The sequence below is a fragment of the Inquilinus limosus MP06 genome (genome assembly GCF_000767795.1).
GTDB classification, from domain to species: Bacteria; Pseudomonadota; Alphaproteobacteria; order DSM-16000; family Inquilinaceae; genus Inquilinus; species Inquilinus limosus_E.
Window position 1 is genome coordinate 1 of sequence record NZ_JANX01000127.1, and the last position, 13129, is coordinate 13129.

The 13129-nt window shown below is 69.8% G+C and carries 14 protein-coding genes; 10 read left to right on the top strand and 4 right to left on the bottom strand.

Annotated elements, in window-relative coordinates:
- Positions 1–270: 270 nt before the first annotated feature.
- From P409_RS12515 to P409_RS12535, 5 genes are all read left to right on the top strand, one after another.
- Positions 271–774 (top strand): (2Fe-2S)-binding protein, encoded by a 504-nt coding sequence (locus P409_RS12515; protein WP_034836517.1) that lies wholly within the window; start codon positions 271–273, stop codon positions 772–774.
- A gap of 13 nt (positions 775–787) precedes the next feature.
- Entirely contained in the window at positions 788–3151 is a 2364-nt protein-coding gene (locus P409_RS12520; RefSeq protein ID WP_034836520.1) for a xanthine dehydrogenase family protein molybdopterin-binding subunit, read from the top strand.
- Between the two features lie 11 nt (positions 3152–3162).
- Positions 3163–3960 carry an FAD binding domain-containing protein gene (locus P409_RS12525; protein WP_034836522.1) on the top strand — a complete coding sequence of 266 codons (798 nt, stop codon included), beginning with the start codon at positions 3163–3165 and terminating at the stop codon, positions 3958–3960.
- Positions 3961–4039: 79 nt separating this feature from the next.
- The gene (locus P409_RS12530; protein ID WP_238578669.1) at positions 4040–4336 is read left to right on the top strand and encodes a type II toxin-antitoxin system ParD family antitoxin; all 297 of its coding nucleotides are present in this window, start codon (positions 4040–4042) and stop codon (positions 4334–4336) included.
- 225 nt (positions 4337–4561) lie between these two features.
- Positions 4562–5767: an adenylate/guanylate cyclase domain-containing protein gene (locus tag P409_RS12535; protein WP_052120491.1), complete on the top strand. Its 1206-nt coding sequence runs from the start codon at positions 4562–4564 to the stop codon at positions 5765–5767.
- 10 nt (positions 5768–5777) lie between these two features.
- Here P409_RS12535 and P409_RS12540 read toward each other — a convergent pair whose 3' ends face one another.
- From P409_RS12540 to P409_RS12555, 4 genes are all read right to left on the bottom strand, one after another.
- Positions 5778–6977, bottom strand: a complete 1200-nt coding sequence (locus P409_RS12540) for an MFS transporter (RefSeq protein WP_034836526.1) — start codon at positions 6975–6977, stop codon at positions 5778–5780.
- Positions 6978–7386: 409 nt separating this feature from the next.
- Positions 7387–8124, bottom strand: a complete 738-nt coding sequence (locus tag P409_RS12545) for an SDR family NAD(P)-dependent oxidoreductase (protein WP_034836528.1) — start codon at positions 8122–8124, stop codon at positions 7387–7389.
- Between the two features lie 20 nt (positions 8125–8144).
- Positions 8145–9458, bottom strand: a complete 1314-nt coding sequence (locus P409_RS12550; protein WP_034836531.1) for an aminotransferase class V-fold PLP-dependent enzyme — start codon at positions 9456–9458, stop codon at positions 8145–8147.
- Between the two features lie 107 nt (positions 9459–9565).
- Positions 9566–9790, bottom strand: a complete 225-nt coding sequence (locus tag P409_RS12555) for a hypothetical protein (RefSeq protein ID WP_034836534.1) — start codon at positions 9788–9790, stop codon at positions 9566–9568.
- A 63-nt stretch (positions 9791–9853) separates the two neighbouring features.
- On the opposite strand from P409_RS12555, the gene P409_RS12560 reads away from it, so the two are divergent.
- The 5 genes from P409_RS12560 to P409_RS12575 all read left to right on the top strand — a co-directional run.
- On the top strand, positions 9854–10798 hold the full coding sequence (locus P409_RS12560; protein WP_034836536.1) for an AAA family ATPase: 945 nt from the start codon (positions 9854–9856) through the stop codon (positions 10796–10798).
- Positions 10795–11907, top strand: a complete 1113-nt coding sequence (locus P409_RS12565; RefSeq protein ID WP_238578670.1) for a vWA domain-containing protein — start codon at positions 10795–10797, stop codon at positions 11905–11907. The genes P409_RS12560 and P409_RS12565 overlap by 4 nt, the downstream gene beginning before the upstream one ends.
- Positions 11907–12071, top strand: a complete 165-nt coding sequence (locus tag P409_RS40695) for a hypothetical protein (protein WP_238578671.1) — start codon at positions 11907–11909, stop codon at positions 12069–12071. The genes P409_RS12565 and P409_RS40695 overlap by 1 nt, the downstream gene beginning before the upstream one ends.
- 70 nt (positions 12072–12141) lie before the next feature.
- Positions 12142–12462 (top strand): XdhC family protein, encoded by a 321-nt coding sequence (locus tag P409_RS12570; protein ID WP_034836539.1) that lies wholly within the window; start codon positions 12142–12144, stop codon positions 12460–12462.
- A partial coding sequence (locus tag P409_RS12575) for an XdhC family protein (RefSeq protein ID WP_034836541.1) occupies positions 12459–13129 on the top strand: 671 nt, incomplete at its 3' end. The genes P409_RS12570 and P409_RS12575, both read left to right, overlap by 4 nt.

Consider the following 13129-nt stretch of genomic DNA (forward strand, 5'->3'; position numbering starts at 1 on the left):
CGCCCCGCCTCCGGCCGCCGAGGAGCGCCGCGGCGGCCTGAGCCCGGCGGTCTGGATCACCGCCCTCGTGGTGATCGTGCTGGTGCTGCTGTACCTGTATTTGTGACTGCGTCCGTAACGCAGGCGGAACGGCACCTTCGGCCGGCTTGACCGATCGTCGGACGAAACCTTAGCCTTCCTCCCGGGTGGCCCGACCGGCCGCCCGCACGCGGCGTTCAACAAGCCGCGGCGGGCGCCGGTGCAGGCCCTACGCCAGCTTGGGAGGATTCCATGACCACCACCGTGACCCTGACGGTGAACGGGAGGTCGGTGACGCGGCAGGTCGAACCGCGCACACTGCTCGTACAGCTTCTGCGCGAACACCTGCAGCTGACCGGGACGCATGTCGGCTGCGACACCAGCCAGTGCGGCGCCTGCGTCGTCCATGTCGACGGCCGGTCGGTCAAGTCCTGCACCATGCTGGCCGTCCAGGCCGAGGGCAGCCAGGTGACCACGATCGAGGGCCTGGCCGCGGCCGACGGCACGCTGCATCCGATGCAGGAGGCCTTCCGCGAGAATCATGCCCTGCAATGCGGCTTCTGCACGCCGGGCATGGTGATGAGCGCCGTGGACCTGCTGCAGAACAACCCGAACCCGACCGAGCACGAGGTGCGTGACTGGCTGGAAGGCAACATCTGCCGCTGCACCGGCTACCACAACATCGTCAAGGCCGTCCTCGACTGCGCCGCCAAGTCCGGCGGCCGCCAGTCTTCGCATCCTGTCGCGGCCGAATGAGGGGGGCGCGGTCATGGCACAAGACGGCATCGGCGTCCCGCTGCGCCGCAAGGAGGATTATCGCTTCCTGACCGGCAACGGTCATTACACCGACGACATCAATCGCCCCGGCCAGGCGCATGCCTATTTCCTGCGTTCGCCGGTGGCGCATGCCCGGATCCGCGGCATCGACACCAGCGCCGCCGCGGCCGCGCCGGGCGTCATCGCCGTGTTCACCGGCGACGACCTGGCGAAGGACAAGGTCGGCGGGCTGATCTGCGGCTGGCTGGTCAAGTCGAAGAACGGCGAGCCGATGAAGGCCGGGCCGCACCCGGCCCTGGCCCAGGGCAAGGTCCGTTATGTCGGCGACCATGTCGCGGTGGTGATCGCCGAGACCAAGGACCAGGCCAAGGACGCGGCCGAGAAGATCGCGGTCGACTACGAGGAGCTGCCGGCCGTCGTCGCCACCGACAGCGCCCGCAGCGCCGCATCCCTGGTGCATGACGATATCCCGGCCAACACGGTCTATGAGTGGGAGCTGGGCAACAAGGCCGAGGTCGAGGCCGCCTTCGCCCGTGCCGCCCATGTCACCAAGCTCGACCTGCAGAACAACCGGCTGATCCCGAACGCGATGGAGCCGCGGGCGGCGATCGGCGAATACGATCGCGGCTCCGACAGCTTCACCCTCTACACCACCAGCCAGAACCCGCATGTGGCCCGGCTGGTGCTGTCCGCCTTCATCGGCATCGCGCCGGAGCACAAGCTGCGGGTGATCGCGCCCGATGTCGGCGGCGGCTTCGGGTCGAAGATCTTCATCTATGCCGAGGAGACGGTCTGCGTCTGGGCGGCGAAGAAGGTCGGCCGGCCGGTGAAGTGGAACGGCGAGCGCAGCGAGAGCTTCCTGGCCGACGCGCATGGCCGCGACCATGTCACCCATGCCGAGCTGGCGCTGGACCAGGACGGCAGGTTCCTGGCTCTGCGGGTGCACACCACGGCCAATCTCGGCGCCTATCTCTCCACCTTCGCCAGCTGCGTGCCCACCTATCTCTATGCGCCGCTGCTGTCAGGGCAATACGCCATCCCGGCGATCTATTGCGAGGTGGACGGGGTCTACACCAACACCGCGCCGGTCGACGCCTATCGCGGCGCCGGGCGGCCGGAGGCGACCTATGTCATCGAGCACATCGTCGAGCTGGCGGCGCGGGAGCTGAAGCTGGACCCGGCGGAGATCCGCCGCCGCAACTTCGTCCAGCCGGACCAGTACCCGTACCAGACGCCGGTGATCATGACCTATGATTGCGGCGACTACCCCAAGGCGCTGGACGAGGCGCTGAAGCTGGCCGACTACGCCGGCTTCCCGGCCCGCAAGGCGGAGAGCGCCAGCCGTGGCAAGCTGCGCGGCATCGGCCTGTCCAGCTACATCGAGGCCTGCGGCATCGCGCCGTCGGCGGCGGTCGGGTCGCTCGGCGCCGGTGTCGGCCTGTGGGAATCGGCCAAGATCCGGTTCAACCCGACCGGCAACGTCGCCGTCTTCACCGGCAGCCACAGCCACGGCCAGGGCCACGAGACCGCCTTCGCCCAGCTGCTGTCGAGCACTCTCGGCGTGCCGGCCGACCAGGTCGAGGTCATCCACGGCGACACCGACAAGACGCCCTTCGGCATGGGCACATACGGCTCGCGGTCCCTCGCCGTCGGCGGCTCCGCCATCGTCAAGGCGGCGGAGAAGATCATCGCCAAGGGCAAGAAGATCGCCGCCCACCAGCTCGAGGCGGCCGAGGCCGACATCGAGTTCAAGGACGGCAAGTTCACCGTGGCCGGCACCGACCGGGCCAAGACGATCCAGGAGGTCGCCTTCGCCGCCTATGTCCCGCACAACTACCCCGCCGGGGTGGAGCCGGGGCTGGAGGAGAGCGCCTTCTACGACCCGATCAACTTCACCTTCCCGGCCGGCACCCAGATCTGCGAGGTCGAGGTCGACCCCGACACCGGCGTCGTCACCATCGCCAACTACTCGGCGGTGGACGATTTCGGCCGGGTGATCAACCCGATGATCGTCGAGGGCCAGGTCCATGGCGGCGTGGCCCAGGGGCTGGGCCAGGCGATGCTGGAGAACTGCACCTATGATCCGGAGACCGGCCAGCTCTTGACCGGATCCTTCATGGATTACTGCATGCCGCGGGCCGACGACCTGCCGAGCTTCAAGGTCGGCATGATCGAGACCATCAACCCCTCCAACCCGCTCGGGGTGAAGGGTTGCGGCGAGGCCGGGGCGATCGCGGCGCCGCCGGCGCTGATGAACGCGATCACCGATGCCATCGGCCGCGACATGAACATGCCGGCGACGCCGGAGCGGGTGTGGCGCGCGATCCACAGCGCTCCCGCCCTGGCCGCCGAGTGAGGAGATAGACCATGTATGCGTTCAACTATCAGAAGGCCTCCTCCGCGGCCGACGCGGTGGCCAAGCTGGGCGCCGCCTCCGACGGCAAGTTCCTGGCCGGCGGCATGACCCTGATCCCGACGCTGAAGCAGCGCCTGGCCCAGCCTTCCGACCTGGTCGATCTGGGCGGCGCGGCCGAGCTGAAGGGAATCAAGGAAGAGAATGGCGGCCTGACCATCGGTGCCATGACCACCCATGCCACGGTCGCCAGCTCGGACGTCGTGCGGCGGGTGATCCCCGCCCTCGCCGCCCTGGCCGGCGACATCGGCGACGCCCAGGTCCGCAACCGCGGCACCATCGGCGGGTCGGTCGCCAACAACGACCCCAGCGCCGACTATCCCTCGGCGGTGCTGGCGCTGGGCGCCACGGTGCGGACGACCAAGCGGGAGATCGCGGCCGACGACTACTTCCAGGGCCTGTTCACCACGGCGCTGGAGGAGGATGAGCTGATTACCGCGATCCACTTCCCGAAGCCGGAGAAGGCGGCCTACGTCAAGTTCGACAACCCGGCCAGCCGCTATGCCATGGTTGGGGTGTTCGTGGCCAGGACCGCCGGGGGCATCCGCGTCGCCGTCACCGGCGCCGGGTCGGACGGGGTGTTCCGCTGGGCGGAGGCCGAGCAGGCGCTGGCCGGCAACTTCTCCGCCGCGGCGCTGGACGGGCTGTCGGTCGACCCCGGCGGCATGAACGGCGACATCCACGGCTCGGCCGAATACCGGGCCCATCTGGTCAAGGTGATGGCCAAGCGCGCGGTCCAGGCCGCGAGCTGATCCCGTTCCTCGCGATCGACGGCCTGTCTTCGGGAAACCGGAGGCAGGCCGTTGCCGTCTGGGCATGACAGTCTTTGCCATGATGGCCGACAAGGAATGCCCTATCTCGGCCGGATCATCGCAAGAGGGGGCCATGGCCACGATAACTGTATCTCTGCCGGACGCCATGAAAGCCTGGGTCGAGAGACAAGCCGATGGCAACCGCTACGGGAATGTCAGCAACTACATCCGGGACCTTATCCGCAAGGATCAGGAGCGGATGGAAGCGATCGCCGCCCTGCAGACCGCTATCACACGAGGCGTCGAGAGCGGCCCGCCTGAGCCCTTCGACGTCGCGGCCCTCAAGCACCGCATGCACCGGCAGCACGAAGTCTGAATTGGCTGGCCGTCCTCATCTCTGGGACTCATGGCCCAAGACATTGACCCGTCATGGCGAGCCCCGAAAGGGGCGTGGCCATCCAGCGGCACCGGCCCCTGGATGGCCACGGCGCTTCGCGCCTCGCCATGACGGTGGGGAACTGACGAGCGGATCTCGAAGGCCATTGGTATGAGATCCTCTCCCCCCTTCCCGAAACCGTGGCCACCGCGCATTCTCACGACCATGCTCGACCCCGACGAGATCATATCCTGGCTGCTCGGGCCGGCGCGCATCCTGCCCTCGCCCGCCCCGCTGCTGCAGGCCCTGGCGGAGCGGCTGGTCCAGGCCGGCTATCCGCTGTGGCGACTGTCCTTCCACCTGCCGCAGTTCCAGCCGCAGATCAGCGCCGCCGCCTATGAATGGCGCCCGACCTACAAGGAGGTGCGGGAGATCCGGTTCGAACGCGCGCTGTCCGAAACGCCGACCTATCACGACAGTCCGATGGGCGAGATGCACCGCACCGGCAGGATCGTGCGCCGGCGCCTGGTCGGGCCCGATGCCGACCTCGCCTTCCCGCTCCTGCGGGAGCTGCGCGAGGAGGGCTGCACCGATTACGCGCTGATGCCGATGCGCTTCGGCATCGACCACTGGACCACCGGCTTCGGCCTGGCCTCGGACGACCCGGCGGGCTTCACCGACGAGCAGATCGCCTGCGTCGAGACGCTGCTGCCGGCGCTGGGCGCCGTCTGCGAGATCATGGTCGACCGGCAGAAGATGATGCAGCTGCTCGACACCTATGTCGGGCGCGAGGCGAGCCGGCGGATCCTGGACGGCGAAATGGTGCGCGGCGGCGCGCGGTCGCTGGAGGCGGTGATCCTGTTCTGCGACATGCGCGGCTTCACCGCCCGGGCCGAGGTGACGCCGCGCGACGCGCTGCTGCAGCTGATGAATGAGTACTTCACCATCGTCGTCGGCGCAGTGCATGGCGCCGGCGGCGAGGTGCTGAAATTCATGGGCGACGGCATCCTCGCCATCTTCCGCCTCGGCGACGGCGAGGCGACGGCCGAGGCCTGCGCCCGCGGGCTGATCGGCGCCCTGGACGCCTTCGCCGGCATCGACGCCATGAACGAGCGCCGCCATGCCGAAGGGCTGGACGCGATCGACGCCGGCATCTCGCTGCATGTCGGCGAGGTGATCTTCGGCAATATCGGCGCGCCCGACCGGCTGGACTTCACCGTGGTCGGGCCGGAGGTGAACCGGGCGGCGCGGATCGAGCAGATGACCAAGCTGGTCGGCCGGCGGATCCTGACCTCCTCCCGCTTCGCCGAGCTGAGCCCGGTGCGCCTGGTCTCCGCCGGCACCCGCCGGCTGCGCGGCGTGGCGCAGCCGCAGGAACTGTTCACCCCGGCCCCGGACATCGGCGGCCAGGCCGTGTCCGACGCGGCGTAGACGCCGCCGGTTACGTCGCCGGAAGCCTGGATGCCGTCCTGCCCAGCCGGACGGCCGCGGCGGCGGCCAGCAGGCCGAGGAAGGACGCCAGCAGCATCAGCCCGATCAGCAGCGCCGGCGACGGCTCGCCGGACAGGGCGAGGCCGGTCAGCGTCGTCGCCAGCGCGCCGCCCAGCACGGTCAGCGCCCCGGTGATGCCCGCGGCGGTTCCGGCCAGACGGGGCCGCACCGACATGACGCCGGCATTGCTGTTCGGCGTCGTCATGCCGTTGCCCAGCCCGACGAAGATCGTGCATCCGAAATACGAGGCCGGCGTCAGGGTGCCCAGGGCGATGATCGCGAGGCCGGCGAGCAGGCCCAGGCAGGCCAGAACCCGGCCCAGCAGCATCACCGTTGCCGGTGGATGGCGGCCGACCAGCCGGCTTCCCAGCCAGCTGCCGACGATGAAGCCGGCGGTGATGCTGCCGACGAACAGTCCCAGCTCGGCCGTTCCGATGCCGAAAACGGTCGCGGCGATGCGGGGCGCCCCGGCCAGGAAGATGTAGAAGGCCCCGGTCGAGAAGGCGGTGCACAGGGCGTAGCACCAGAACAGCGGCTCGCGCAGCAGCCCGGCCAGTCGCCCGCCGTCCGGAGCCCCGTCGGCCATGGGGCGGACAGTCTCGCCCAGATCCGACCAGGCCAGGCACAGCAGCCCCGCCCCGGCCGCGGCATACAGCAGGAAGATCACGCGCCAGCCGAAGGCGGCATCCAGCACGCTGCCCAGCATCGGGCCCAGCATCGGGCCTAGCGCCATCGCCATGCCGATGCGGCCCAGCAGCCGCGCGGCCTCGGCCTCCGCCGCAGTGTCGCGAACGATCGCGAGCGACAGCACGGACCCCGAGACCACCGCCGCCTGCAGCATCCGGAACGCCAGCAGCACCCACGCGGTCTGCGCGGCCGCGCAGCCCAGCGACGCGACGATGAAGACCGCCAGCGCCGCCAGCAGCACCGGGCGCCGGCCGACCCGGTCGGACAGCCGGCCGACGCCGAGCTGGACCATGGCCGAGACGGCGAGATACCCGCCGAGGGCGAGGCTGACCAGGGCATAGTCGGCCTGCAGATCCGCCGCGATGTTGGCCAGCGACGGCACGATCATGTTCAGCGTCACCACCGAGGTGGCGGTGAACAGGATCAGCGTCGCCAGGGCCGGGGGGCTGCTTGCCTTGCGCATCGGTCACTCTCTGAAAACAAAAAGCCCCCGAACGGCGGTTCGGGGGCGCATGGCGAACGGGTATGGCTTCCGCTACCGGACCATGCACCTTTCGCCGACGGATACGAAATTTGAGCGAAGCATCGGATCTCTCCTGCACAACAAAGATATTATTCGGTCAAGCGCCTGTGCAAGTCTATTTCCGATTTCCTGCCGCACGCCCACAGCCATCATGCGATGACTCGAATTCCTGACCCGTCGTGCCTCCGGAGGGACATGGCCATCCAGGGCCGGTGCCGCTGGATCGCCACGTCGCTTCGCTCCTCGCGATGACGGGAAGGTGAACCCCAGGATCGTCAGCCTTCCCATCCGGCCGCCGACATCTGCGGCGAGACGATTCCGGACGCGGCATAGCCCCGCCGCCTCGGCCTCACGAGAACAGCGAACCGCCGTTGACCGCGATCGTCTGGCCGGTGATGTAGCCGTTGTCCACCAGCAGCATGACCGCCCGCGCGATCTCGTCCCCGGTTCCGCTGCGCCCGACCGGGATGCGGGCGGCGGCGCCCGCCGCGATCAGCGGCTGGCCCATCTCCGTGTCGGTCAGGCCCGGCGCCACGGCGTTGACCGTCACGCCCTCCGGCGCGAGCCGCAGGGCATAGCCGCGCGCCAGGCCTTCGAGCCCGGCCTTGGACGCGGCGTAGGCGATGCTGACCGAGCCGGAGCCGATGCGGGCCCCGATCGAGGAGATGTTGACGATCCGGCCCCAGCGCCGAGCCCGCATGCCCGGCAGGACGGCCTGGGTGCAGAGGAAGGCGGATTTCAGATTGACTGCGATGGCGCGGTCGAAATCCTCTTCCGTGATGTCCTCTAGGCCGCGCGCCGCCGCCATCCCGGCATTGTTGACCAGGATGTCGATCGGGCCGAGGCGCTGCTCCACGTCACGGACCATGCCGTCCACGGCGGCGCGGATCGAGACGTCGGCACCGAAGGCGGCGGCGCGACCGCCCCTCTTGCCGATGGCTTCGGCGACAGCCTCCGCCTCGCCGCCGCGCTCGCGATAGTTCACGGCCACGGCCGCTCCCGCCTCGCCCAGCGCCAGGGCGACCGCCTTGCCGATACCGCGCGAGCCGCCGGTGACCAGGGCCACCCGGTTCTTCAAATCAGCCATGGCGCATCTAACACCCAAAGCTATCCGGCGGTCGAGCCGGTCACCGCCGCCAGCGCCCGCACCAGCCGGTCCAGATCGGCCTCCTGCGTGAACAGGGCCGGCGTCACCCGGATGCACTGGCCGGCGGCCACGCCGGCGCGGCGAACGGTCAGCACGCCATGGGTGTCGCGCAGCGCCGCCACGATCGCGTCGTTCGCCGCCTTGTCGGTCCGGCCCGCCAGGCGGAACGAGGTGATGGCGCCGTAGCTGCCGGGCTCGTCCGGGGTCAGGATCTGCAGGTCCTTGAAGCCGCGCGTCCGCGACACCCAATAGTCGCGCAGGTAGCGCAGCCGCGCCTGCTTGCGCGCGGCGCCGACCTCCTGATGCAGGCCGATCGCCTGCGGCACCGCCAGAACGGCGGCGAAATTCACCGTGCCGGTGTGGACGCGGGAGCGGACATCAGCCTCCGGCCAATCCTCGTCGCCCATGTCGCGATCGACATCGGCGATCCGGTCCTTGCGGATGTAGAGGAAGCCGACGCCGAGTGGCGCGCCGATCCATTTGTGCAGGTTGAAGCCGACGAAATCGGCGCCGAGATCGGCCACCTGGAAATCGATCTGGCCCCAGGAATGGGCGGCGTCGACGATCACGTCCACGCCGCGCGCCCTGGCCATGGCTGCGACCTCGGCGACCGGGATCACCAGGCCGGTGCGGTGGCTGAGATGGGTCAGCAGCAGCAGCCGGGCCTTGGGGTTGGCGGCGAGGACCTGCGCATAGGCGTCCAGCACGGCCTGGCGCGTCGCCGGCTCCGGCAGCGCGAACTTCACCACCTCGACGCCGCGCCGGACCTTCAGCGCGTTCATCGCATACTGCATCGAATCATAGTCGAGGTCCGAATAGATCACCGTGTCGCCCGGCCGCAGCCGGTTGTAGTTGCCGATCAGGAGCTGCAGCGCCTCGGTGGCGCCGCGGGTCAGGGCGATCTCCTCCGGCGCCGCGCCGACCGCGGCGGCGACGGCCTGGCGCACGGCCTCGAGATCCGCGCCCGACTTGGCCCGGGCGTAGAAGGAATTGTCGCGGTTCACCATGTCGGTCAGACGCTGGTACTCGCGGCGGACCGGCTCGGCCATGATGCCCCAGTAGCCGTTCTCGAGGTTGGTGATGTCGCCGGTCACCGCATAGAGCTTGCGCACCTCGTCCCAATAGGCGGTGTTGCGGGCCAGATCGGCCGCGGTTCCCTCCGGCGCGGTCGACGCCACGGCGGCATCGGCGGTCCCGGCGCGGGTCAGCGCCGCCGCGGCGACCAGGCCGCCCATCAGCGTGCGCCGGCAGATCGCAAAGCCAGTGTCGATCATCGGTCTCTCCCCTCTTCGAGCGCGCGGAAGAGACCATGCGGGTGGCGACGGATTGACGACGAAGGGGTGACAGCTCGGTGACGGACAGCGATCCGACGACTGCTTCTTCAGACCTCGATCAGGCCCGGGCGCGTTTCGATCCTCTCGACCCGGTTGGACAGCCGGTCCACGCGAACGGACAGCTCGGCGATCCGGACGTGAACCTGGGCCATCTCGGTCTCCAGATTGCTGAGCCGGATCTTGATCTCCCGGATGTCCTCGCGCATGGCGTCCTGGCCCGCGCGGATGTGGCGCAGGTGCTCGAGGATCAAGCTCTCCATGTTCTCAGTCATGCGCCACCATCATAGCATCTTCGGCCGGAACGGCTATCCTGGCGGAAAATTGGGATTCGTCCGATGAACGCTGCCGCTCTGCCTGCCTCCGTCGAGGAGACCCTCGCCCTGCTGTCCCGCGGCGACTATGTCGCCGACCGGCCGCTGGCGACCGCGCTGTTCCTGGCCCTGCGGCTGAAGCGGCCGCTGTTCCTGGAGGGCGAGGCCGGGGTCGGCAAGACCGAGATCGCCAAGGTGCTGGCCGCCACCCTCGGCCGACGCCTGGTGCGGCTGCAATGCTATGAGGGGCTCGACATCGCCGCCGCGGTCTATGAGTGGAACTATCAGCGCCAGATGCTGGAGATCCGCCTGGCCGAGGCTGGCGGCGTGCAGGACCGCGACCAGCTGGCCAGCGACATCTTCGCCGAGCGCTTCCTGATCCGTCGGCCGCTGCTGCAGGCGCTGGAGCCGGATGTCGCCGGCCCGGCCGTGCTGCTGATCGACGAGCTGGACCGCACCGACGAGCCGTTCGAGGCCTTCCTGCTGGAGGTGCTGTCCGACTTCCAGGTGACCATCCCGGAGCTCGGCACCATCAAGGCGGCCGAGCCGCCGATCGTCATCGTCACCTCGAACCGCACCCGCGAGATCCACGACGCGCTGAAGCGCCGCTGCTTCTATCATTGGGTCGACTATCCGAATGCCGAGCGCGAGCGCGCCATCCTGCACGCCAAGGCACCGGGCACGCCGGAGGCGCTGAGCGCGCAGATCGTCGCCTTCGTGCAGAAGCTGCGCCGCATGGACCTGTTCAAGCAGCCGGGCGTGGCCGAGACGCTGGACTGGGCCCAGGCGCTGACCGAGCTGGACGTGCTGGAGCTCGACCCCGACGTGGTGCGCGACACGCTCGGCACCATCCTGAAGTACCAGGACGACATCGAGCGCGTCCAGGGCGCCGAGGCGGCGCGGCTCCTGTCCGAGATGCGGGCCGAGATCAACGCCGCGGCCGCCGCCGCGGTGCGCATGCCGGTATGAACGCCCCTTCGGTCACGGAGGAGCCGGAACGGGGCCGCCTGGCCCTCAACGTCATGCAGTTCTGCCGGGCGCTGCGGGCCGCCGGCTTGCCGGTCGGGCCCGGCCGCACGCTGGCGGCCCTGGAGGCGCTGGAGACGGTCGGCGTCGCCAGCCGGCAGGACGTCTACTGGGCGCTGCACGCGACGCTGGTGAACCGGCGCGACCAGCGCGAGATCTTCGACCAAGCCTTCCACCTGTTCTGGCGCAATCCGGACATGCTGAAGCGCGCCATGACGCTGATGCTGCCGCAGATCCGCACCGGCAGGGAGGAGGAGCGCGCGGTCAACCGCCGGGTCGCCGAGGCCTTCGCCGACCGCCAGCCCGGCCGCGGCGAGGCGCCCGACGACGCCGAGGAGCCGCCGGAGCTGGAGGTCGACGCCAGCCTGACCTTCTCCGAGCGCGAGAAGCTGCAGCACAAGGATTTCGAGCAGATGAGCGCCGAGGAGCTGGCCCGCGCCCGGGCCGCCATCGCGCGCTTCCGCCTGCCGGTGCGCGACGTGCCGACCCGGCGCTACGCCCCGCACCATTCGGCGCCGCTGGTCGACATGCGCCAGACCTTGCGCCAGTCGCTGCGCGCCGGCGGCCATTCGATCGACCTGGCGCGCCGCATCCGCCGCACCCGGCCGCCGCCGCTGGTGGTGCTGTGCGACATCTCCGGCTCGATGAGCCAGTACTCCCGCATGCTGCTGCACTTTCTGCACGCGGTGACGACCGAGCGCGACCGGGTGCACAGCTTCGTCTTCGGCACCCGGCTGACCAACATCACCCGGCAGCTGCGCCGGCGCGACGTCGACGACGCGCTGGACCGCGTCGGCAGGGCTGCCCAGGATTGGGGCGGCGGCACCCGCATCGGCGCCTGCCTGGCCGAGTTCAACCGCGTCTGGGGCCGCCGCGTGCTGGGCCAGGGCGCGGTGGTGATCCTGATCACCGACGGGCTCGACCGCGACGCCGGCGACCGGCTGGAGGACGAGATCGACCGGCTGCACCGCAGCAGTCGCCGGCTGATCTGGCTCAACCCCCTGTTGCGTTGGGACGGCTATGCGCCAAAATCTATGGGGCGCGTGCCTTGATGCCGCATGTCGACGAGTTCCGCCCGGTGCACAGCCTGGCCAGCCTGGCCGCGCTGGTGGATGTGCTGGCCGAGGACCCGGTGCGCGGCGACCGGCGCATGGCCAGGTGGCGGCATCTCGCCAGCGGATCAAACCATGCGCTTGGAGACCAAGCGCATGGGTAATTTGATCTGCAACTCTATAGAGTAGCGGTCTGGTCCTTGGACCAGACCGCGGCCAGCAGGAGATGGTGCAATGACCGATCACGACGATGTGCTGACTCTGGCCTCGGCATGGGCCGCCGAGGGACGTCCGGTGGCGCTGGCGACCGTGGTCTCGACCTGGGGCTCCTCGCCGCGCCCGGCCGGCAGCCAACTGGTGATCGACGGCGACGGCCGGATGCAGGGCTCGGTCTCCGGCGGCTGCATCGAGGGCGCCGTGGTGCGCGAGGCGCTGGAGGTGATGGAGGACGGCAAGCCGCGCCTGCTCGATTTCGGCGTCAGCGACCAGCAGGCCTGGGATGTCGGCCTGGCCTGCGGCGGCAAGATCCAGGTCTTCGTCGAGCGTCTGTCGTGAAGCGCGAGATCCTCGACGCGCTGCAGGCCGCCCGGGCCGAGCACCGCACCGCGGCGCTGGTCACCAACCTGGCCAGCGGGGCTCAGACATTGGTGGTCGACGGCGCGGCGACCGGGGACGTGCCGGTCGACCCGGCGCTGCGGGGCGCGATCGACGAGGCGCTGCGCCACAACCGCAGCCGCACGGCCGCGGACGGCACGCTGTTCATCCAGGCCTTCGTGCCGCCGCTGCGGCTGGCGATCGTCGGCGCCGTCCATATCGCCCAGGCCCTGGCGCCGATGGCGGCGCTGGCCGGCTATGACGTCACCGTGATCGACCCGCGCCGGGCCTTTGCCTCCGACGAGCGCTTCCCCGGCGTCAAGGTCAGCACCGAATGGCCGGATGACGGGCTGAACGCGTTGAAGCCCGACCGCCGCACGGCGGTCGTCACCCTCACCCACGACCCCAAGCTGGACGACCCGGCGCTGAACGTGGCGCTGAAGTCGCCGGCCTTTTACATCGCCGCGCTGGGCAGCCGGAAGACCCATGCCGGGCGGATCGAGCGGCTGACCGCGCTCGGCCACGGCGCCAACGCGCTGGCCCGCATCCACGGTCCCGCCGGCCTGGCTCTCGGCGCCGTGTCCCCGGCCGAGATCGCGATCTCCGTGATGGCGCAGATGACCGCGGT

Coding starts and splice junctions, on each gene's coding strand:
- P409_RS12540 (WP_034836526.1), bottom strand. CDS start 6,977: ATGCGCAAGGCAAGCAGCCCCCCGGCCCTGGCGACGCTGATCCTGTTC.
- P409_RS12520 (WP_034836520.1), top strand. CDS start 788: ATGGCACAAGACGGCATCGGCGTCCCGCTGCGCCGCAAGGAGGATTAT.
- P409_RS12560 (WP_034836536.1), top strand. CDS start 9,854: ATGAACGCTGCCGCTCTGCCTGCCTCCGTCGAGGAGACCCTCGCCCTG.
- P409_RS12550 (WP_034836531.1), bottom strand. CDS start 9,458: ATGATCGACACTGGCTTTGCGATCTGCCGGCGCACGCTGATGGGCGGC.
- P409_RS12545 (WP_034836528.1), bottom strand. CDS start 8,124: ATGGCTGATTTGAAGAACCGGGTGGCCCTGGTCACCGGCGGCTCGCGC.
- P409_RS12570 (WP_034836539.1), top strand. CDS start 12,142: ATGACCGATCACGACGATGTGCTGACTCTGGCCTCGGCATGGGCCGCC.
- P409_RS12515 (WP_034836517.1), top strand. CDS start 271: ATGACCACCACCGTGACCCTGACGGTGAACGGGAGGTCGGTGACGCGG.
- P409_RS40695 (WP_238578671.1), top strand. CDS start 11,907: ATGCCGCATGTCGACGAGTTCCGCCCGGTGCACAGCCTGGCCAGCCTG.
- P409_RS12530 (WP_238578669.1), top strand. CDS start 4,040: ATGATGGCCGACAAGGAATGCCCTATCTCGGCCGGATCATCGCAAGAG.
- P409_RS12525 (WP_034836522.1), top strand. CDS start 3,163: ATGTATGCGTTCAACTATCAGAAGGCCTCCTCCGCGGCCGACGCGGTG.
- P409_RS12535 (WP_052120491.1), top strand. CDS start 4,562: ATGCTCGACCCCGACGAGATCATATCCTGGCTGCTCGGGCCGGCGCGC.
- P409_RS12555 (WP_034836534.1), bottom strand. CDS start 9,790: ATGACTGAGAACATGGAGAGCTTGATCCTCGAGCACCTGCGCCACATC.
- P409_RS12565 (WP_238578670.1), top strand. CDS start 10,795: ATGAACGCCCCTTCGGTCACGGAGGAGCCGGAACGGGGCCGCCTGGCC.